Here is a 20,499-nt window from a genome sequence, read left to right as displayed (position 1 = left end):
CTGTCGCCCGCCCTGCCTGCCGCGGGCGGCCCCGCCCTCAGCCGAGGTCGCGGCGGCGCAGGCCGGTCAGGCCGGCCGCGCCCAGCACGGTGCCGAGCGCGGTCAGTGCCGCCAGCGGGACGGCGGTCACCTCCTCGCCGGGCACCTTGGGCAGGTGCGTGAACGGCGACAGGTCCATGGCCCACTGGTCGAGGTGCAGGACCGGTCCGTACAGGCCGATCACCACGAACGCGGTGAGCAGCCCCCAGCCGACGGCCGAGATCCTCGGCCACAGGCCGAACAGCATCAGGGCGATCCCGCCGACCAGCCAGACCGCGGGCAGCTGGACGAGCGCAGAACCCGCCGTGGAGACGGCGCGGCCGGTGATGTCGCCGGCCACGACACCGTGCCCCGCGCCCATGGCGGCACCGCCCACCAGCATCAGCACCACCGTGCCGAAGGCCGCGAACACCAGGTGCCCGGCCGCCCAGCGCAGCCTGCCGACCGCGCAGGCCAGCACCGGGTCCGCCCGGCCCCCGGTCTCCTCGCCGTGCAGCCGCAGCACCGCCTGCACGGCGTAGGCCCCGGCGACCATGCCGAGCAGCCCGAGCATGGCGGCGAGGAAGGCGTCGGTGAGGCTCTGCGGCCCGCCCATCTCGCGGACCACGTCCGCGACCTTCGGGTTCTCCTCCACCAGGTCGGCGGCGCCCTCCGCGGTCGCGCCCAGCACCAGGCCGGCCACGGCGTAGGCGGCGGTCCAGCCTGCGAGCGTGCCGCGCTGGAGGCGCCGGGCCAGGCCGAACGGCCCGGACAGTCCGGCGCCCGCCCGGGCCGGGCCGGGCCGCGCGGGCAGCATCCCGGCGTCCAGGTCGCGGCGGGCCACCAGGGCGTACGCGGTGCCCGCGAGGGCGGCGGCGGCCGCGCCCGTCAGGGCCAGCACCCACCACCGCTCGTCCGCGAACGGGCGCAGGTTCTCCACCCAGCCCAGGGGCGACAGCCACACCAGCCACCCGGGGCCCTTCTCGCCCGCCGCGTCGCCCGCGGCGCGCAGCAGGAAGCTCATGCCCAGCACCGCGGAGGCGATGCCGCGGGCCTCCCGCCCCGTCGTGGCGAGCTGTGCGGCGACCGCGCCGACGGCGGCGAACAGGCACCCCGCGGCCGCGAAGGACAGCCCCAGGGCGAGGGAGCCGGCCACCTCCTCGCCCTGGACCGCCAGCCCGAGCGCGAGGAACAGCGCCACGGCGAGCGAGGCGCCGAACGCAGTCAGCAGGGCGGCGGTCAGCGGCGCCCGGCGGCCGACCGCCCCGGAGCCGACCAGTTCCAGCCGCCCGGTCTCCTCCTCGTCCCGGGTGTGCCGCACGACCAGCAGCAGGCCCATCAGGCCGGTCAGCGCGGCGCCGAAGGTGAGCATGCGCCAGGCGGTGAGGCCGCCGATGGTGCTCGCCTCGTGGACCGGGCCGTACAGGGCGCGCAGCGAGGTGTTGGTGTCGATGCTCGCGGCCAGTGCGAGGCGGGAGGCCACGGTGTCGTAGTAGGAGCCGATGGAGGCCGCGGAGGTGGTGACGACGAGGGTCATGACCAGGACCCAGGCCGGGACCATCACCCGGTCCCGGCGCACGGCGAGGTGGAGGAGGGCCCCGGTCCCGGTCAGGCCGTGCCGGCCGGTCACCGCGCCGCCCCCTCCTGCTCGGCGGCCCCGGCCCCGGTTCCGGTCCCGGTCCCGGCACCGGTCCCAGCACCGTTCTCGGCCCCGGCCCCTTCCTCGGCCTCGGCCCCGGTTCCGGTTCCGGCGGCCCGGCCGTTCTGGTAGTGGCGCAGGAAGAGCTCCTCCAGGGTGGGCGGGCGACTGGTGAGGCCGAGTACGCCCACCCGGGTGAGCGCCCGCAGGAGGGGGTCCAGCCGTTCGCCCTCGACCTGGCAGTGGACCCGGTTGCCGGTGACCCGCAGGTCGTGCACGCCGGGCAGGTCCTCCAGGCCGCGGGGCGGGGCGGCCAGCTCGGCGGTGACGGAGGTGCGCGTCAGGTACCGCAGCTCGGACAGGGTGCCTGCCTCGACGGTGCGGCCCCTGCGGATGATGCTGACCCGGTCGCACAGCGCCTCGACCTCGGACAGGATGTGGCTGGAGAGCAGGACGGTCCGCCCGCGGGAGCGCTCCTCGACGACGCACTCGCGGAAGACCTCCTCCATCACCGGGTCCAGCCCCGCGGTGGGCTCGTCCAGGATCAGCAGTTCCACGTCGGAGGCGAAGGCCGCGACCAGGGCGACCTTCTGCCGGTTCCCCGTGGAGTAGGCGCCGCCCTTCTTCGTGGGGTCGAGCTCGAATCGCTCCAGCAGTTCGGCGCGGCGGCCGCCGTCGACCCCGCCGCGCAGCCTGCCGAGCAGGTCGATCACCTCGCCGCCGGACAGGTTGCGCCACAGGGTGACGTCGCCGGGGACGTAGGCGAGCCGGCGGTGCAGCTCCACCGCGTCCCGCCACGGGTCGCCGCCGAGGAGGCGGACCGTGCCGCGGTCGGCCTTGAGCAGGCCGAGCAGGATGCGCACGGTCGTGGACTTGCCCGAGCCGTTGGGCCCGAGGAAGCCGTGCACCTCCCCGGTGCGGACGGTCAGGTCGAGGCCGTCGAGGGCGTGGGTGCCTCCGAAGGACTTGTGGAGGCCGGACACCGAGATGGCGGACGTCATGGTGTCGAATCTAGTGCGATCGGACACATTCGCGACATCGGTGACGCAGTGGAACGGCCCGGGCGTGCGGCGGCCGCGCGCCCCGGACCGGATCAGGAGGCGCGGGGCAGCGTCAGCCGCCAGGCTCCCGGCTGCACCGTCCAGGTGCGGCTGCGCACCGGCCCGGCCACCACCGTGTCCGCCCGGTAGTGGAAGTCCCGCCCGGAGACCGTCACCGCCCGCGCCCGGACCCGGGTCGGGGACGCCCCCCGGCCGCCGTCCGCCTCCTGCTCCGCGTCGGTGCGCAGGGAGGACGACGGGTACCGCACCGTCACCTCGACCAGCCCGTCGTCCGGCACGGGCCGGGCGTTGGACAGCGACACCTGCCGCACCGGCCGGTCCAGGTCCGCCAGCAGCACCCCGTCCGCCTCCACCCGCAGCCGGTGCCCGCGGTGCTGCGGCAGCACGCCGCCGCTGCCGGGGCTGCCCGGCCCCACCGCCCCGACCAGGCCGGACAGCGACAGCAGCGGTGCGCCCAGCGACCGCGCGACCGTGCGGGCGGTGCGCCCGACCGGCGACCACCAGCCGTCCCGGGCCCGGTCGGAGAGGCCGTCCGTCCGGCCGGCCCCGGTCCCTTCGCGGCCGTTCCCGCCGGCCTCGGCCGGGTCCCGGTCGTACCGGTCGTACCGGTCCGCCTCGACCGGCACCGCGGGGGCCGGCACCCGGCCCCCGCCCGGGATGCGCAGCGCGCCGACGACGATCCCGCCGCTGTCGTCCTGCAGCAGGTCCAGGTTCCGCTCCTCGCCGGCCAGGGCGGCCCGCGCCGCCGCGACCGCGTCCTGCGGGACGCCCAGCGTCCGGGACAGGGCCAGCGCCTGGTGCGGGCCGACCGGTACCAGCGCCAGGGCGTCCTGCTGGAGCTCCCGAAGCCGGTGCAGGGTGCGCACCGCGGCGAGCAGCGCCCGGTCGTCACCCACCACGACCGGCCGTCTGCGGCCCCGCCGGGCCAGCGCCCGCTCCATCTCCTCCGGCGTCTCCGGGAGGCACAGTTTCACCCGGGCACCCGCGCACAGCACGTCCCTGGCGATGCGCACGGATTCCCCGTCCACGGTGCGGGCGGTGCGGTCGATGACGACGAGCAGAGGTTCTCCCGCCGGTTGCTGAGCCGACACCTTCGTCCTTCCTCGGGTAATCTCTCGGTGCAAGAGCCCCTTGCGCTGTTGCGCCAGGGGCTTCGTCTATCCGGGGCACCGGTTCGACCGCTCTTACGCACGTTGGACATGCCCCACCCGGAAGGGGTGTACGCCTGTGCCCGCACTTGTGCTGCTCGGTGCTCAGTGGGGTGACGAGGGCAAGGGGAAGGCCACCGACCTGCTCGGCGGGTCGGTCGACTACGTGGTCCGCTACCAGGGCGGCAACAACGCCGGCCACACGGTCGTCGTCGGCGACCAGAAGTACGCGCTCCACCTGCTCCCCTCCGGAATCCTCTCGCCGGGGTGCACCCCGGTCATCGGCAATGGTGTCGTCATCGACCCCGCGGTGCTGCTCTCCGAGCTGAGCGGCCTCAACGAGCGCGGTGTCGACACCTCCAAGCTCCTGATCAGCGGGAACGCCCACCTGATCACGCCGTACCACCGGACTGTCGACAAGGTCTCCGAGCGCTTCCTCGGCAAGCGGAAGATCGGCACCACCGGCCGCGGCATCGGCCCCACCTACGCCGACAAGATCAACCGCGTCGGCATCCGCGTGCAGGACCTGTTCGACGAGTCGATCCTGCGGCAGAAGGTCGAGGCGGCGCTCCGCGACAAGAACCAGATACTGATCAAGCTCTACAACCGCCGCGCCATCGGCGTGGACGAGGTCGTCGAGGAGTACCTGGGCTACGCGGAGAAGATCAAGGACTACGTCGCCGACACCACCCTGATCCTCAACAAGGCGCTGGAGGAGGACAAGGTCGTCCTGCTGGAGGGCGGCCAGGGCACCCTGCTCGACGTCGACCACGGCACGTACCCCTTCGTCACCTCCTCCAACCCGACCGCCGGCGGCGCCTGCACGGGCTCCGGCATCGGCCCGACGAAGATCAACCGGGTCATCGGCATCCTCAAGGCGTACACCACCCGCGTCGGCGCCGGCCCCTTCCCGACCGAGCTGTTCGACGACGACGGCGAGGCGCTGCGCCGCATCGGCGGCGAGTACGGCGTGACCACCGGCCGCGACCGCCGCTGCGGCTGGTTCGACGCGGTCATCGCCCGTTACGCCACCCGGGTGAACGGCCTGACCGACTTCTTCCTCACCAAGCTCGACGTGCTCACCGGCTGGGAGCGGATCCCGGTCTGCGTCGCCTACGAGATCGACGGGAAGCGGGTCGAGGAGCTGCCCTACAGCCAGAGCGACTTCCACCACGCCAAGCCGATCTACGAGACCCTGCCCGGCTGGAGCGAGGACATCAGCAAGGCCAAGTCCTTCGACGAGCTGCCGAAGAACGCCCAGGCCTACGTGAAGGCGCTGGAGGAGATGTCCGGCGCACCGATCTCCGCGATCGGCGTCGGCCCCGGCCGCGACGAGACCATCCAGATCAACTCCTTCCTGTAGGCCGCGCAGGCCGGAGGGCGGCCGCCCCGCTCCGGGGCGGCCGCCCCCGCCGGACCCGCCGCGCCACCACCGCACCGCGGCCCCCCGGGGCCCCGGCGCCCGACACAGTGTCGGGCGCCGGGGCCCCCGGCTTACGGCATGACGCTCCCGCGGACGGGCGGCCCTCCCTAGCCTGGGCGCATGAACCGCCACGCAGACCCCGCACGGGGAAGGGCCGTGAAGGCCGACGACCGCGCCCACGTCTTCCACTCCTGGTCCGCGCAGGCGGTGATCGACCCGCTCGCGGTCGCCGGCGCCGAAGGCTCGTGGTTCTGGGACTACGACGGCAACCGCTACCTGGACTTCTCCTCCCAGCTGGTCAACACCAACGTCGGCCACCAGCACCCCAAGGTCGTCGCCGCGATCCAGGAGCAGGCCGGGAAGCTGTGCACCTTCGCCCCCGCCTTCGCGATCGACGTGCGCTCCGAGGCCGCCCGCCTGATCGCCGGCCGGACCCCCGGCGACCTCGACAAGATCTTCTTCACCAACGGCGGCGCCGAGGCCGTGGAGAACGCCGTGCGCATGGCCCGGCTGCACACCGGCCGCCCCAAGGTGCTCTCCGCCTACCGCTCGTACCACGGGGCCACCGCCGCCGCGATCAACCTCACCGGCGACCCGCGCCGCTGGCCCTCGGACACCGCCTCCGCCGGGGTCGTGCACTTCTGGGGACCCCACCTCTACCGCTCCTCCTTCCACGCCACGACCGAGGCCGAGGAGTGCGAGCGGGCCCTGGCCCACCTCGAGCAGCTGATCGCCTTCGAGGGCCCGCAGACGGTCGCCGCGATCGTCCTGGAGACGATCGTCGGCACCGCCGGCGTCCTCGTCCCGCCGCCCGGCTACCTCGCCGGGGTCCGCGAGATCTGCGACCGCCACGGCATCGTCTTCGTCCTGGACGAGGTCATGGCGGGCTTCGGCCGCACCGGCGAGTGGTTCGCCGCCGACCACTGGGACGTCGTCCCCGACCTCATGACCTTCGCCAAGGGCGTCAACTCCGGCTACGTCCCGCTCGGCGGCGTCGCGATCTCAGGGCGGATCGCCGAGACCTTCGCCCACCGCCCCTACCCGGGCGGCCTCACCTACTCCGGCCACCCCCTGGCCTGCGCGTCCGCCGTCGCCACCATCAACGCGATGGAGGAGGAAGGGGTCGTGGAGAACGCCCGGCGCATCGGCGAGACCGTCCTGGGCCCCGGCCTGCGCGCCCTCGCCGACCGCCACGCCTGCATCGGCGACGTTCGCGGAACGGGCGTCTTCTGGGCGCTGGAACTGGTCCGCGACCGGGAAACCCGCGAGCCCCTGGTCCCCTACAACGCGGCGGGCGAGGCGAACCGCCCCATGGCCGACCTGGCGGCGGCCTGCAAGCGGCGCGGCCTGTGGCCGTTCGTCAACATGAACAGGCTGCACGTGGTGCCGCCGTGCACCGTCACCGAGGAGGAGGCGAAGGAGGGGCTGCGCATCCTCGACGAGGCGCTCTCGGAGGCCGTCCCGCAGTGACCGCGGCCGGCGCCCGCACCGGGCGTCGGCCCGCACGGCCACGGGCACGGGCGGTCCCTGCGCGTAGAGTTGGGGCCGCCCGAATCGCCCGCCGCCGACGGAGACCAGGATGCAGCCCAGCAGCGCCGTGCGCCGCAGCAGCCTGCGCCAGCAACTGGCCGACGCGATACGCGACGAGATCCTCGCGGGCCGGCTCCCGGCGGGCGGCCGCTTCACGGTCAAGGAGATAGCCGAGCACTACGGCGTCTCCGCCACCCCGGTCCGCGAGGCGCTGGTGGACCTCTCCGCCCAGGGCCTGCTGGACGTGGAACACCACCGGGGCTTCCAGGTCCGCACGATCACCTGGGGCGAGTACCGCGGAATGGTCGAGGCCCGCAGCCTGGTCACCGAGGGGGTCTTCCGCAACATCGTCGCCCGCGGCATGCAGGGCATGCCCGACGACACCGCGCTCGCCTCGGTACGGCGCCGGGGGGCGGCGGCGTCCGCCGCCGCGCGCGGCGGCGAACTCGACGTGCTCATAGGCTGCGACCTGCGCTTCTGGCGGGAGCTGACGGTCCTCATCCGCAACCGGCCGATCTGCGACTTCCTCGACCGGCTGCGCACCCAGATCTGGATGTACTCCGTTCCCCACCTGCGCCGCCGCCCCGACCTCGGCGAGGTCTGCTGGCAGGACCACACCGCCCTGGCCGACGCCGTCTGCGGACGCGACCTGGAGACGATCCAGCGCCTGGTCGGCGACTACAACGACCACGCGATCACCGTCATGGCCCGCATCACCGGCAACAGCGGCCGGCCCGGGCCCGCTCCCGGTGACGGGCCGGAGACCGGGGACGGGGCGGACGCCGGGGACGGGGACGGGTGCGAAACCGGTGACGGGGACGGGTGCGAAACCGGTGACGGGGACGGGGACGCTGCCGGGACCGGGGACTGACGGGCCGCCGCCGGGCCACTACCCTGGGGCGACCGGATCCGACGACCCCGCCTGGAGCGCCCGTGGCCTGCGACCTGTGGCTCGTCCCGCTCGTCGACGTCCTCTGCCAGAGCCCCGACAACCCATTCCGCGAGGACCTGGACGTCTACGACCGGGCCCTGGCCGGCGCCGGACTGCCCCCGGTCCCCGTCCACGGCTACGTGCCGGGACTGGCCGGCGAGGTCGCCCCGGTTGCCGGGTTCGACCACACCGCCCTGCACTTCCTGCGCCGCGCCTACCTGCTGGGGGTCTGCGGCCTGGAGGTCACCCCCGTCGACCACCTGGGCGGGGACTACGAGCAGCTGCTGGAGATGTTCGAGCCCACCGCGCAGCAGTCGCACCTGGTGTGGCACTTCGACCACGCGGGCGCCTACGTGCCGGTGGACTTCGCGAGCCCGCTGGACGGCGAGGAGCTGATGCGGTCCGGCGGGCCGCTCGGCTCCAGCCACGGGCTGCTGCGCGAACTGGAGGCCGTGGCGCCGGCCATCGGGATCGACCCGCGCAACCCGCCGCCGGCCGCCCCGGCCCCGTCCCGCCCGACCGACCTGGAAGAGCCGGCCGCCCCGGCGCCCGAGGACGACAGCCCGTTCGCCGTGGAACGGCACGTGTGGACGGGCCTGCACGCCGCCGCCGTCCGCAGCCTCGCCCAGGGGTCGATGATCGTCTTCGCCTGACCCGCCTGACCCGCCTGACCCGCCTGACCCGCCTGACCCGGCCGACCCGGCCGACCCGCCTTGTTCGGCCTGTCCGCCTCGCCCGCCCGACCCGCCCGCGACCCGGCCCACCCGGGCGGGCCGGTGCCGACGGTCAGCGCGGCGGCTCGGGCGGCCGCTGCCGGGGCATGTTGGGGCGGCTGCCGGGCGGCAGCGGGAAGCGCTGCGCCGCCAGGCCGCTGCCCTCCGCGGGCCGGGACGGCCAGTGGGCGGCGGGGGCGTACAGGTGGCCGGTGCCGGGGCCCGGCGCGCGGAACTCCGACATCCAGTCCGAGGTCTCGGCCCGCACCAGCTCCGCCATGTCCTCGTTGAACCGCCGCAGCACGTTCAGGCAGCGCTCGGCGGCCTCGCTCGCCGTGCCCTCGGTCGGCCCCAGGACCTCCCGCACGTTCTCCGACGACCAGTCGAACTGCAGCGTCTCCAGCCTGCGCTGCACCGCCTGGGCCGTGGCCATGTCCCGCATCCACCCGGAGGTGAGCCCGAAGCAGCGGTCCATGCCCAGGCACGCCGCGGCCAGCAGCAGCGCCAGCAGCCCCCAGGCCGCCCCGCCGCCGATGACCCCGGACACCTCCAGCAGCGGCAGCCCGGCGCCGACGGCCGCCAGCACTCCGGCCGACAGCCGCAGCGCCCGTGCGCCGCGCCGTTTCCAGCGCCGGTCGGACAGGTACCACTCGATCGTGGCGAGTGCTCCCTCCTCGGTCCAGCGGTACAGCTCCTCCAGTCGTTCGGCGGGTTCCGCCCAGTCGCCCAGGGGGAAGTGCCTGCCCCGCAGGTCCTCCTGTTCCTGCTGCCGGGTCCGTCCCGTCCCGTTCTCGTCCGGGGAGATGGAGATGTCCTCGGGGTCCGTCTCCGGCTGGCTCACCCGCGCGCTCCCTCGCAATCGGTATGGCGGCCGCGGCCCGTTCGTCCCGGCCGCGGGCCCTCTTCTTACCGCCGAACGGCTGACGGCGTCCGCAGGATTCAGGTAATTCCGCCCGGAAGTGGGCGTGTGATCAGGTACGTAAGAAGTTTGGCAAACCACTCGAAAGAGTGAGGCCCAGAGGCAGCCACTACGCTTGGGCCCCGTGAAGGTCCTTGTTATCGGCGGCGGTGCCCGCGAACACGCCCTGTGCCGAGCTCTCTCGCACGACCCCGACGTCACCGCGCTGTACTGCGCCCCGGGCAACGCCGGCATCGCCGACGTCGCCGAACTGCATCCGGTGGACCAGCTGGACGGCGACGCGGTGGCCGGTCTCGCGGCCCGGCTGGAGGCGGACCTGGTCGTCGTCGGCCCCGAGGCCCCGCTGGTCGCGGGCGTCGCGGACGCGGTCCGCGCCCGCGGCATCGACTGCTTCGGCCCCTCCCGCGAGGCCGCGCGGCTGGAGGGCTCCAAGGCGTTCGCCAAGGACGTGATGGCCGCGGCGGGCGTCCCGACCGCCCGCTCCTACGTCTGCACCACCCCCGAGGAGGCCGAGGAGGCACTGGACGCCTTCGGCGCCCCGTACGTCGTCAAGGACGACGGGCTCGCGGCCGGCAAGGGCGTCGTGGTCACCTCCGACCTCGAGGCCGCCCGGGCGCACGCTGCCTCCTGCGAGCGGGTCGTCGTCGAGGAGTACCTCGACGGCCCCGAGGTCTCGCTCTTCGCGGTCACCGACGGAACCACCGTCGTGCCCCTGCAGCCCGCCCAGGACTTCAAGCGCGCGGGCGACGGCGACACCGGGCCCAACACCGGCGGCATGGGCGCCTACTCGCCGCTGCCGTGGGCCGACCCCAAGCTGGTCGACGAGGTCCTCCAGACCGTCCTGCAGCCCACCGTCGACGAACTGCGCCGCCGCGGCACCCCGTTCTCCGGGCTGCTCTACGCGGGCCTGGCGATCACCTCGCGCGGGGTGCGGGTCATCGAGTTCAACGCCCGCTTCGGCGACCCGGAGACCCAGGTGGTCCTCGCCCGCCTGAAGACCCCGCTGGCCGGGCTGCTCCGTGCGGCCGCGACCGGCAGCCTGGCCGAGGTCGCGCCGCTGCGCTGGAGCGACGGCGCCGCGGTGACCGTCGTCGTGGCCTCCCACAACTACCCCGGAACGCCCCGCACGGGCGATGCGGTCGAGGGGCTCGAGGAGGTCGCGGAGAAGGACGAGCACGCCTTCGTGCTGCACGCCGGAACCAGGCTGGACGACTCCGGCCGGGTGGTCAGCGCCGGCGGCCGCGTGCTGTCCGTCACCGCGACCGGGGCCGACCTGGCCGAGGCCCGCGAGCGCGCGTACCGGGCCGTCGCCCGGGTCCGGCTGGAGGGCTCGCACCACCGCACCGACATCGCCCGGGCCGCGGCGGAACAGGCCGCGGCGGAAAAGGGCTGAGCCCCCCGGGCCCGCAGCGCCCCCCCGGACCCGCAGCGCCCCCTCGGCCCCGGCCGAGGGGGCGCGGTGCGTCCGGACCCGGCGCGCCACGGTCCCGTCCGCGCCCCCGCCCGCGCCCCTCGTTCGGGTGTCGTGTGCGCCCGTGCAGGCCCGCGCAAGGGCGGCCTTTGGCCATGGCCCACTCCGTCGGGTGACGGCTTCCCCATACGGCTGACGCGGCGCGGCACCCCAACTAGGGTTCCCGGCATGCTGGCTACGACAACCGGCGGTACGGACATTGCAGTGCCCCGGACCGGTGCCACAGTGGGGTGGGAAGGACGGTGCAGCCGCGCGTCCGCTTTCGTCAGGCAGGGGGTGAGCTGAGGACCATGACCGTGATCACGACCGGTGCGCAGGCAGCGCGAACGCGCGCCCTCGCCGTGCTGCGCATCCGGGGCGCGGCCCTCGCCGTCGCCCTGCTCCCCGCCGCGGCGGCGGTCCTCCTCTTCGCCGGCGGTGCGGACGGCACGGCCTGGGACGCGGTGCGCTGGACGGTCACCGCCGTCGCCCTCCTGGCCCTGCTGGCCGCGGGCGCCACGGCGGCCGTGCTGGCCCGGGCCCGCCCGGCCCGGAGCCCCGTGGTGGAGGTGCCCCCGTCCGAGGCGCCCGAGTTCCACCGGATGGTGCGCGACCTCGCCGACCGGCTCGGCGTCCCGGCCCCCTCCACGATCGCCCTGACCCCGGACTGCGACAGCTGGCTGGAGGACCGCCCGGACGGGAACGGCCGGCTGCGGCGGCCGCGCCGCGGAACGGCCCTCCCGTCCCGCCTGCGCACGGCCGCCCCTCCGGCCGGACCCCGCGGCGGGGCCGGCCGGCACGGCACCCGCCCCGCCGGCCGGGGAACGGGCGCGGACGCACCCGCCCTGGTGATCGGCTCGCCGTTCCTGTGGTGGATGCGGGTCGCCGAGCTGCGCGCCCTGCTCGCCCCGGTCGTGGCCGGCACGGCGGCCTCCGCCGATCCCGACATCGCCGCCGCGCGCCGGTTCCTGCGCGGTCTCGACGCCGCCGTCGCCACGGCGGACCAGGGACTGCGGCAGGAGCCCGGACCCGGCGCCGGAGCCCGGCTGGCGTCCCTCCTGCGCCGTCCCGCGCTCGGCCTCCTCGGCACGGTGTCCCGCCTGCTGCTGCGCAGCTGCCGCGAGCACGCCGCGGAGATGGAGCGGGCGGTGGCCGCCGCCGCCTCCGAGCGGGCCCAGTCGGTCGACTACGGCCTGAGGATCGTCGCCCAGGAGCAGGTCGGCCTCGCCTACGCCGGCTGGGACCGGCTGCTGACCCGCGTCGCCCTGCCCGCCTGGCGGATGGGCCGCTGGCCCGCCCGCCTGGACTCCGGGGTCGTGGCCGCGCTGACCGAACTGTCGCGGCGCGACCGGCTGGCCGAGGGGTTCGAGAGCCGCCTGGGGGAGCGCCCCGCCTGCGACATGCTGGAGGAGCCCGGGACCGTCGACGCCGCCGTCTCCCTGCTGGCCGCCCGGCTGTTCCACGGCGGCCCCGCCGCCCCCGGACCGCACTGGTCGCCCGTGGAGTGGGACGCCTACCCCGAGGAGGTGGTGGACCGGATCTGGCGCACCGACGCGGCCCGGCTGCACCGCGTCCTGGACGAGTGCACCCCGGTCCTGCGGGCCGAGGACACCGGCGCCACCCTGGCGCGCGTCCTCGACCGGCTGTCCTCCGGCGGCAGCGAGGAGCTGGCCGCCCGGCTGGCCGAGCACGCCGCCCGGGAGGAGGCCGAGGCGCACCGGCCGGCCCCCGGCCCGGTGCCCGGCCCCGACGGGCTCCCCGTCCGCACCGGGCAGCCCGACGCCTTCGTCCCGGTCCTCCAGCTGGTGCCGCCCCGCACCGGGCGCGACCTGCTGGCCGACCACGTGACCGCCATGGTCTGCTGCGCCGCGGTGGACACCGCGGGCGCGGTCCCGGGCCTGGACTGGCTGGACGGGCCGGCGCTCCTCGTCGCCGGGGTCCGCCGGGGGGACCTGGCCTGGCCCGTCGCCCGCCTGGTGGAGAACGGCGACGCGGCCCCGCTGCGGGCCTGGCTCAACGCGGTCGGGGTCCGCATGGAGAAACCCGTCCGCCTGGCCTGACGGCCGTCCCGGCCGCCTCTGCCACCTCGGCCTCTGCCGCCCCGCCCCGCCTCTGTCCCTGTCCCTGTCCTCGGTCGCATCTCCTCCGGATCCGTGCGAAAAGTAACGCCCCCGTCGCTCGGTGTGATGTGCTGGGAGGGCGACGGCCCGCCGGGCCGCCGCCGGACGGCGGCCGCGGCGGCGCCCGGGGCGAGAGGGGGCAGGGAACGAGTGAGGACGGGGCAGATCCGGCGCTGGCAGTCGGGTGCGCTGGCGCACGGTGCGACGGATCCCTTCGGCCAGGGCCCGCTGCCCTGGCTCCGGGACGACGCCAACTACGTCGACGACGAGGGCCGGGTCATGCCCTGGTACGTCGAACACCCGCAGACCGGGCGGGAGCCGGGCGGCGCGGACGCCCCCGGCGGCGCCGGGGCCGGCACCCGGGTGGTCCGGCCCCGCCGCAGCCCGGGGCCGCGCACCGCGAACGACGTCGACGGCCAGATCAAGGGCTTCGCCTCCTCGGGCTCGGTCACCCCCGGCGGCTCGGTCGACTTCCGGATCACCGTCAACCCGCCCCAGCAGTTCAGCGTCGACGTCTACCGCATCGGGCACTACGGCGGTGACGGCGCCCGTCTGATCTCCTCCAGCCCCCGGCTGTCCGGGATCGTCCAGCCGCCGCCGCTGGTGGCCGGCCGCACCGTCTCCTGCCACCACTGGTGGCAGTCCTGGCGCCTCCAGGTTCCCGCGCACTGGGCGCCGGGCGCCCACGTCGCCGTGCTCACCACGGCCGACGGCCACCGCAGCCACGTGCCCTTCACCGTCCGCGACGACCGCCCCGCGGACCTGCTGCTGCTCCTGCCGGACATCACCTGGCAGGCGTACAACCTCTATCCGGAGGACGGCCGGACCGGCGCCAGCCTCTACCACGCCTGGGACGACGAGGGCCGCCTCCTCGGCGAGGAGGACGCCGCGACCACCGTCTCCTTCGACCGCCCCTACGCGGGCGCGGGCCTTCCGCTGCACGTCGGGCACGCCTACGACTTCGTCCGCTGGGCCGAACGCCACGGCTACGACCTCGCCTACGCCGACGCCCGCGACCTGCACGCCGGCCGCGTCGACCCCTCCCGCCACCTCGGCCTGGTCTTCCCCGGCCACGACGAGTACTGGTCGGCGCCGATGCGCGCCGCGGCCGAGAGGGCCCGCGACGGCGGCACCTCGCTGGTCTTCCTGTCGGCGAACACCATGTACTGGCAGGTGGAGACGGCTCCCTCGCCCGCCGGCGACCCGGACCGGCTGATCAGCTGCCGCAAGCGTCCCGCCGGGAGCCGCCGGCGCCGTTCGCTGTGGCGCGAAACGGGCCGCCCCGAGCAGCTGCTGCTGGGCATCCAGTACGCCGGCCGCGTCCCCGAACCCCATCCCCTGGTCGTCCGCAACGCCTCCCACTGGCTGTGGGAGGCCACCGGCGCGAAGGAGGGGGACCGGATCGAGCGGCTGGTCGCCGGCGAGGCGGACCGTTACTTCCCCCGCGTCCCCCTGCCCGAGAGCACCGAGCGGATCCTGCTCGCCCACTCGCCCTACCGCGACGCCGCCGGGGCCCGACGCCACCAGGAGACCTCCCTGTACCGGGCGCCCAGCGGCGCCTGGGTCTTCGCCGCGGGGACCTTCGCCTGGTCCCCGGCGCTGGACCGCCCCGGCCACACCGACGCCCGGATCCAGCGGGCCACGGCCAACCTCCTCGACCGGGTCTGCAAACGGGACTGACCCCGCCGCCCCGGTCCCGCCGCCACCCCACTGCCGCCACCGCCACACCACCCCGCGCTCCGGCCTTCTCCGGCCCCTTTCCGGCCCCCTCCGGACCCGTCCGGACCTGCGGGAAGACCCGGCGCGCGCCCGTGGCCTCCCGGTACGGGAGAATTGCGGTTCGGAGCGCCGAACAGGGAGGACCCCGCCCATGTCTGGATTCGTCGAAAAGCCCGAGCCGGTGCAGGTACCGGGCCTGACCCACCTGCACACCGGGAAGGTGCGGGACCTCTACGAGAACGCGGACGGGAACCTGGTGATGGTCGCCAGCGACCGGATGTCCGCCTACGACTGGGTGCTGCCGACCGCGATCCCCGACAAGGGCCGGATCCTCACCCAGCTGTCCCTGTGGTGGTTCGACCAGCTCGCCGACCTGGTGCCCCACCACGTCGTCTCCACCGAGGTGCCCGAGGGCGCGCCCGCCGACTGGGCCGGCCGCACCCTGGTCTGCAAGCAGCTGCGCATGATCCCCGTCGAGGCCGTGGCCCGCGGCTACCTCACCGGCTCCGGCCTGGCCGAGTACAACGAGCACCGCACGGTGTGCGGGCTGGCCCTCCCCGAGGGCCTGGTCGACGGCTCCGAGCTTCCCGCCCCGATCTTCACCCCGGCCACCAAGGCCGAGGTCGGCGAGCACGACGAGAACGTCTCCTACGAGGAGGTCGCCCGCCGGGTCGGCGCCGAGACCGCCGCCCTGCTGCGCCGGACCACCCTGGCGGTCTACGGGCGGGCCCGGGACATCGCCCGCGACCGCGGCATCATCCTCGCCGACACCAAGTTCGAGTTCGGCTTCGACGGCGACACCCTGGTCATCGCCGACGAGGTGCTGACGCCGGACTCCTCCCGCTTCTGGCCGGCCGACCAGTGGGAGCCGGGCCGTGCCCAGCCCTCCTACGACAAGCAGTTCGTGCGGGACTGGCTGACCTCCGCGGAGTCCGGCTGGGACCGCCGCAGTGAGCAGCCGCCGCCCGCGCTGCCGCCCCACGTCGTCGAGCAGACCCGCGCCAAGTACGTCGAGGCGTACGAGCGGCTGACCGGCACCTCCTGGCAGCGGTAGGCGGGCCAGGCCGGGGCGGCCGCGCTCCCCGCCCCGGCCGCCCCTCCCGGCGCGTGCGGCGGTCGGAGGCCGCCCCCGGCGCGGACGACGAAGAACCCCCGGGTCTACGACCCGGGGGTTCCGTATGGAGCGGACGACGAGATTCGAACTCGCGACCCTCACCTTGGCAAGGTGATGCTCTACCAACTGAGCCACGTCCGCACGCGGTGTTGCGGAAGCAATCATACCCAACCGCGGGAGCGGGCGATGCGCACCGCCGCGTGACGGTTCTCCGCCCCCAGTTTCCCGACCGCCGAGGACAGGTAGTTGCGCACCGTTCCCGGGGAGAGGCAGGCCCGTTCGGCGATCTCCGCCACCGGCGCCCCGTCCGCGGCCAGCTCCAGCACGTCCGCCTCGCGCGGGGTCAGCGGGCTGTCCCCGGCACTGATCGCGTCCGCCGCCAGCTGGGGGTCGACGTAGCGGCCGCCGCCGTGCACGGCGCGGACGACCTCGGCCAGCCGCTCCGCGGAGACCGTCTTGGGCAGGAACCCGCGCACGCCGGCGGCCAGGGCCCGCTTCAGGTGGCCAGGCCTGCCGTGGCCGGTCACGATCATCACCCGGCAGCCGGGCACCGCGGCCAGGATCGCGGCCGCCGTCTCCACCCCGCCGGTCTCCGCGCCGTCCGGGCCCGGCATCTGCAGGTCCAGCACCGCCACGTCCGGGCGGTGCGCACGGGCCGCGGCCAGCGCCTCCGCCCCGGACGCGGCCTCCGCCACCACCCGCAGGTCGTCCTCGAGGGACAGCAGCGCGGCCAGCGCGCCGCGTATCAGGTGCTCGTCGTCGGCCAGCAGCACCCGCACCTGCGCGCCCCCGCCGGACACGCCCCGGCCGCCCGCGCCCCCGCCGGACACGCCCCCGCCGCCCGCGCCCCCGCCGCCCGCGCCCCGGCCGCCCGCGCCCCAGCCGGGCGTGCTTCCGCTCATCGGGCCTCTCCCTTCCCGGCGGTCTCCCGCGCGGCTTCCCGTACGTCTCCCCGCCCGGTCCCCGTCGCGGTCCCTCCCGGGTCCGGCACCGGGGTGGTGGCGGTGTCCGGGTGCGCGCCGGCGCCCCGTACCCGCCCGGGGAAGCCCCGCACCCGCCCGAGGAGGCCTTCGCCCCCTGCGGCCTGTCGCGGAATCCTCCCGGAGGGCGCGTCCGCCGGGGCCAGCGGCAGGCGGGCGGTCAGCCGGAAGCGGCCGCCGGACCCGGCCACCGGACCGGCCGTGAGGGTCCCCCCGGCCCCGGCCAACCGCTCCCGCAGCCCGACGAGCCCGCTGCCGCCGGACCCGCTGCCGGGCCCCCCGCCGGATCCCTTCGCGGCGGCGTCCCGCGCGGCGCCGTCGTTCTCCAGGACCAGCTCCGCCCACCGGCCGGGCACCACCCGCACCCGCAGGCGGCACTGCCGGGCCTCGCTGTGGCGCAGCACGTTCGTCGTGCCCTCGCGCACCACCCAGCCGAACGCCGACTGCACCTCCTCCGGGAGGAGCGCCGCGGTGTGCTCGTCCCCGGTGCCCTCCGTCCGGCACTCCACGCCGGCCGCCTCCAGCACCGACCGCGCGCCGGCCACCTCGGCGGCCAGGTCGACCTTCCGGTAGCCGCGGACCAGCTCGCGCATCTCCTGCTGGGCCTCCCCGGCCAGCCGCTGGACCTCGGCCATCTGCTCGACCGCTCCCGGGCGCCCCAGCCGGGCCGTCCTGACGGCCAGCTCGCTCTTGAGCGCGATCACCGCGAGGTTCCGCCCGGTGACGTCGTGCAGGTCGCGGGCGAACCGCAGCCGCTCCTCGGCCACCGCCAGCCGGGCCTGCGCCCCGCGGGCCGCGTCCAGCTCCTGCACCACCCGCAGCATCCAGGCCGAGCAGCGGTGGGTGAAGGCGAAGCTCGAGGAACTCAGCAGCGACATCACGGCGCATCCCGCCACCTCGGACCGGCCGGCCCCGGCAGCGGCCATGACCAGCGCCGCCACCGCGGTCGTTCCCACGACGACGCCCGCGACGTGCCGGAAGCTGCGCAGGTTCAGCGCCACCGGGCCCGCGAAGTACCCGGTGAACGCCCAGAACACCATCATGGCGTCGGAGAAGTCGCCGTGCCGCACGGCCGTCGCCGTCGTGGCAGCCACTCCGGCGGCGGAGACCGCGCCGGCAGCGGCGAACAGGGCCGTCGGCCGTTTCCGGCGGCCCTGCGCCCAGCCCAGGGCCCGGACGGTCGCGGCGGTGCACACCGCCGAGTGCCCCAGGACGAGCAGGGCCAGCGCGGACCGCTCGGCCGCCGTCCGGCCCAGGGCGGCGGCCGAGCCGCCCGCGAGGAGCGGGACGAGCAGACTGAAGGAGTAGAGCGTCCAGCGGGTGTACAGCTCGAACCGCGCCGGATCGCTCCGCCGCCTCCACCAGCCCGTCAACACGGCCACCTGCCCTCCCTCTCCCCTCCCGGCGCAGCCCCTCCCGGCGCAGCCCCTCCCGGCGCAGCCCCTGCCGGGTGCCCCTGCCCGGTGCCCGTGCTCAGTGCCGGGGCTCCCAGCGGAACCACCGCCGTACAGCCAACACGGCCAGCCCGGTCCACACCAGTCCGACCAGCGAGGGGCGCAGGAGGTCGGCCGCCGGGGCCCCGGCCAGCCCGGCCCCGACGATCTCCATGACAGGGGTGAAGGGCAGCAGTCCCAGGACGTCGGCGACCGTGTCCGGCAGCATCCCGAGGGGGACGAACAGCCCCGATCCGAGGAAGGACACCAGGATCAGCGGCAGGGTGGACAGCTGGGCGCTCTCCGCGGTCCTGGTGAAGACGGTGGACGCCGCCGCCATGGCGGTCATCATCGCCACGCCCATCAGCAGGCCCGCCAGCAGCACGGGTACGTTCGCCGGGACCGGGAGGTCCAGGACGGCGACGCCGCCCGCCAGCATCAGCGCGCTCTGCACCAGCGCCACCGCGATCCCGGGCAGGGCCGTGCCGACCAGCACCTCGAGGTCCGAGGCCTCGCCGGTGCGCAGCCGCTTGAGCACCAGCTCCTCGCGCCGCGCCACGTACGTGCTGACGAGGTTGGAGTAGACGACGAAGAGCAGGACCATGCCCAGCAGGCCGTTCATCAGCACGCCGGAGGCGGTCAGCCCGCTCCCTTCCAGGTCCATCCCCGAGACGGCCGACTGCATGGCGAACACCATCAGCAGGGGCATGAACAGGACGGTGAACAGGGCGACCCGGTTGCGCAGCAGCAGGGTCAGCTCGGCACGGCCCAGGGCGGCGAGGCGGCTGCCTGCCGTGCGCGTGACCGCCGTGCGCGTGACCGCCGGTCCGGGGTTCTTGCCGGTGCTCATCGGGCCTCGTGTCCGTTCAGTTCGCCGGCGATCGACAGGAACGCCTCCTCCAGGGAGGCCGACCGGGCGTCCAGGCGGCCCAGGGCGAGGGCCTCCGCGCGGGCCCAGTCCAGCAGGCCGGTCAGGGTCTCCTGCAGCCGGTGGGTGCGCAGCAGTACGTGCCGGCCGTCCACGGAGTGGTCGGTGACGCCGAGGGGGGCCAGCGGCGGCAGGTCGCCGGGGAACCATCCCTCGGGCAGGTCGAAGGAGATGCGGGCCGGGTGGGCGGCGATGACCTCGGCCGGGGTGCCGGAGGCGGCGATGCGGCCGCGGTGCATGATCGCCAGCCGGTCCGCCAGGGACTCGGCCTCCTCCAGGTAGTGGGTGGTCAGGACCACGGTGGTGCCCTCCGCGTGCAGTTCCTCCACCAGTTCCCAGGTGTCGCGGCGGCCCTCCGGGTCCAGGCCCGTGGTCGGCTCGTCCAGGAAGAGCACCTCCGGGCGGCCGAGCACGGCCAGGGCGAGGTCCAGCCGGCGCCGCTCGCCGCCGGAGAGCTGCTTGATCCGCACGGTGCGGCGGCCGAGCAGCCCCACGAGTGCGAGGGCCTCGTCCACCGGGCGCGGACCGCTGGTCAGGCCGGCCCACAGCCGGGCGGTCTCGGCGACGGTGAGGTCGGAGGGGAAGCCCCCCGCCTGGAGCATGACGCCGATCCGGGGCCGCACCTTCGCCCGCTCGCGGTGGGGGTCGTGGCCCAGGACCCGGATCCGCCCCGCGGTGGGGGCCGCGAGCCCCTCGAGCAGTTCGACGGTGGAGGTCTTCCCCGCGCCGTTGGTGCCCAGGAGCGCGAAGACCTCGCCGCGGCCCACGGAGAAGGAGACGCCGCGCACGGCGTCGAACCCTTCGGGGCCGGCCGGTCCGTAGCGCCGGTGCAGGTCGGTGACGTCGATCACGCTGTCCGCCCCGGAGCCGGAGCCGGGGCGGGGTCCGGGTCCTGGTCCTGGTGCGGAGGTGGTGGCGGTGGTGGGCGGTGTCGGAGACATGTCTCCAGGCTTCCGCCGCTCCGCGGCCGGGGGCAGTGCACGCCGTCACCGGATGCCCGTGACGGATGTCATGGGTGCGGGGGCAGGGTGTCCGCCGGACGTACGTCGAAGGCCCCCGGTCGGTGACCGGGGGCCTTCTTCATGGAGCGGACGACGGGATTCGAACCCGCGACCCTCACCTTGGCAAGGTGATGCTCTACCAACTGAGCCACGTCCGCATGTGCATCCGACCGGCTTTCACCGATCGGCGCGGTACCACTCTACCCGATCCCAGGGACCGGGTGAACGGAGAGCGGGTGACAGGGATCGCACACTGCGCCTCCCTCTTGGAAAGAGGGCGCTCTACTACTGAGCTACACCCGCGCGGCCGGTTTCTCTTGCCTTTCGGCGTCGCCCCCGGCGTGATCTGAACTTTAGCGGATCACCGGGGGT

At 75.3% G+C, this 20,499-nt stretch carries 16 protein-coding genes and 3 tRNA genes; 8 read left to right on the top strand and 11 right to left on the bottom strand.

Annotation, left to right across the window (positions count from 1 at the left end; genetic code table 11):
* Nucleotides 1–37: 37 nt before the first annotated feature.
* The 3 genes from GQS52_RS11705 to GQS52_RS11695 form a co-directional block, all read right to left on the bottom strand.
* Nucleotides 38–1,648: an ABC transporter permease gene (locus GQS52_RS11705; RefSeq protein ID WP_182313337.1), complete on the bottom strand. Its 1,611-nt coding sequence runs from the start codon at nt 1,646–1,648 to the stop codon at nt 38–40.
* Nucleotides 1,645–2,658: an ABC transporter ATP-binding protein gene (locus GQS52_RS11700; protein ID WP_182313336.1), complete on the bottom strand. Its 1,014-nt coding sequence runs from the start codon at nt 2,656–2,658 to the stop codon at nt 1,645–1,647. Before GQS52_RS11700 ends, GQS52_RS11705 begins: the two co-directional genes overlap by 4 nt.
* 92 nt (nt 2,659–2,750) lie before the next feature.
* Entirely contained in the window at nt 2,751–3,809 is a 1,059-nt protein-coding gene (locus tag GQS52_RS11695) for a hypothetical protein (protein WP_182313335.1), read from the bottom strand.
* Nucleotides 3,810–3,945: 136 nt separating this feature from the next.
* On the opposite strand from GQS52_RS11695, the gene GQS52_RS11690 reads away from it, so the two are divergent.
* The 4 genes from GQS52_RS11690 (at nt 3,946) to GQS52_RS11675 (ending at nt 8,403) form a co-directional block, all read left to right on the top strand.
* Nucleotides 3,946–5,229, top strand: coding sequence for an adenylosuccinate synthase (locus GQS52_RS11690; protein WP_182313334.1), 1,284 nt, complete (start codon nt 3,946–3,948; stop codon nt 5,227–5,229).
* A 180-nt stretch (nt 5,230–5,409) separates the two neighbouring features.
* Nucleotides 5,410–6,759 (top strand): aspartate aminotransferase family protein, encoded by a 1,350-nt coding sequence (locus GQS52_RS11685; protein ID WP_182313333.1) that lies wholly within the window; start codon nt 5,410–5,412, stop codon nt 6,757–6,759.
* A 109-nt stretch (nt 6,760–6,868) separates the two neighbouring features.
* Nucleotides 6,869–7,690 (top strand): GntR family transcriptional regulator, encoded by an 822-nt coding sequence (locus GQS52_RS11680; protein ID WP_182313332.1) that lies wholly within the window; start codon nt 6,869–6,871, stop codon nt 7,688–7,690.
* A 62-nt stretch (nt 7,691–7,752) separates the two neighbouring features.
* Nucleotides 7,753–8,403, top strand: a complete 651-nt coding sequence (locus GQS52_RS11675) for a hypothetical protein (RefSeq protein ID WP_182313331.1) — start codon at nt 7,753–7,755, stop codon at nt 8,401–8,403.
* Nucleotides 8,404–8,536: 133 nt separating this feature from the next.
* On the opposite strand, the gene GQS52_RS11670 is transcribed toward GQS52_RS11675, so the two are convergent.
* Nucleotides 8,537–9,274, bottom strand: a complete 738-nt coding sequence (locus tag GQS52_RS11670) for an SLATT domain-containing protein (protein WP_259371097.1) — start codon at nt 9,272–9,274, stop codon at nt 8,537–8,539.
* A gap of 232 nt (nt 9,275–9,506) precedes the next feature.
* On the opposite strand from GQS52_RS11670, the gene purD reads away from it, so the two are divergent.
* The 4 genes from purD to GQS52_RS11650 all read left to right on the top strand — a co-directional run bounded on the left by purD (nt 9,507) and on the right by GQS52_RS11650 (nt 15,725).
* The gene (gene purD / locus GQS52_RS11665; protein ID WP_182313329.1) at nt 9,507–10,775 is read left to right on the top strand and encodes a phosphoribosylamine--glycine ligase; all 1,269 of its coding nucleotides are present in this window, start codon (nt 9,507–9,509) and stop codon (nt 10,773–10,775) included.
* Nucleotides 10,776–11,143: 368 nt separating this feature from the next.
* Entirely contained in the window at nt 11,144–12,892 is a 1,749-nt protein-coding gene (locus tag GQS52_RS11660) for a hypothetical protein (protein ID WP_182313328.1), read from the top strand.
* Between the two features lie 210 nt (nt 12,893–13,102).
* Nucleotides 13,103–14,632, top strand: coding sequence for a N,N-dimethylformamidase beta subunit family domain-containing protein (locus GQS52_RS11655; RefSeq protein ID WP_182313327.1), 1,530 nt, complete (start codon nt 13,103–13,105; stop codon nt 14,630–14,632).
* A 190-nt stretch (nt 14,633–14,822) separates the two neighbouring features.
* Nucleotides 14,823–15,725, top strand: a complete 903-nt coding sequence (locus GQS52_RS11650; protein WP_182313326.1) for a phosphoribosylaminoimidazolesuccinocarboxamide synthase — start codon at nt 14,823–14,825, stop codon at nt 15,723–15,725.
* A gap of 125 nt (nt 15,726–15,850) precedes the next feature.
* Here GQS52_RS11650 and GQS52_RS11645 read toward each other — a convergent pair.
* From GQS52_RS11645 to GQS52_RS11615, 7 genes are all read right to left on the bottom strand, one after another.
* Nucleotides 15,851–15,926, bottom strand: a tRNA-Gly gene (locus tag GQS52_RS11645).
* Nucleotides 15,927–15,946: 20 nt separating this feature from the next.
* Complete coding sequence (locus tag GQS52_RS11640; protein ID WP_220472756.1) at nt 15,947–16,687, bottom strand: response regulator transcription factor; 741 nt, start codon at nt 16,685–16,687, stop codon at nt 15,947–15,949.
* Nucleotides 16,684–18,147, bottom strand: coding sequence for a histidine kinase (locus tag GQS52_RS11635; protein ID WP_259370716.1), 1,464 nt, complete (start codon nt 18,145–18,147; stop codon nt 16,684–16,686). The genes GQS52_RS11640 and GQS52_RS11635 overlap by 4 nt, the downstream gene beginning before the upstream one ends.
* Nucleotides 18,148–18,238: 91 nt before the next feature.
* Nucleotides 18,239–19,048 carry an ABC transporter permease gene (locus tag GQS52_RS11630; RefSeq protein WP_182313325.1) on the bottom strand — a complete coding sequence of 270 codons (810 nt, stop codon included), beginning with the start codon at nt 19,046–19,048 and terminating at the stop codon, nt 18,239–18,241.
* Entirely contained in the window at nt 19,045–20,067 is a 1,023-nt protein-coding gene (locus GQS52_RS11625; protein ID WP_182313324.1) for an ABC transporter ATP-binding protein, read from the bottom strand. Before GQS52_RS11625 ends, GQS52_RS11630 begins: the two co-directional genes overlap by 4 nt.
* Before the next feature lie 142 nt (nt 20,068–20,209).
* Nucleotides 20,210–20,285: transfer RNA gene (locus GQS52_RS11620), tRNA-Gly, on the bottom strand.
* 73 nt (nt 20,286–20,358) lie between these two features.
* A tRNA-Gly gene (locus tag GQS52_RS11615) sits at nt 20,359–20,430 on the bottom strand.
* Nucleotides 20,431–20,499: the final 69 nt, after the last annotated feature.

The organism is Streptomyces sp. SCUT-3 (assembly GCF_014083985.1).
GTDB classification, from domain to species: Bacteria; Actinomycetota; Actinomycetes; order Streptomycetales; family Streptomycetaceae; genus Streptomyces_H; species Streptomyces_H thermolineatus.
The sequence above is the reverse complement of the archived record's forward strand: the minus strand, read 5'-3'. Positions and strand labels throughout refer to the sequence as shown.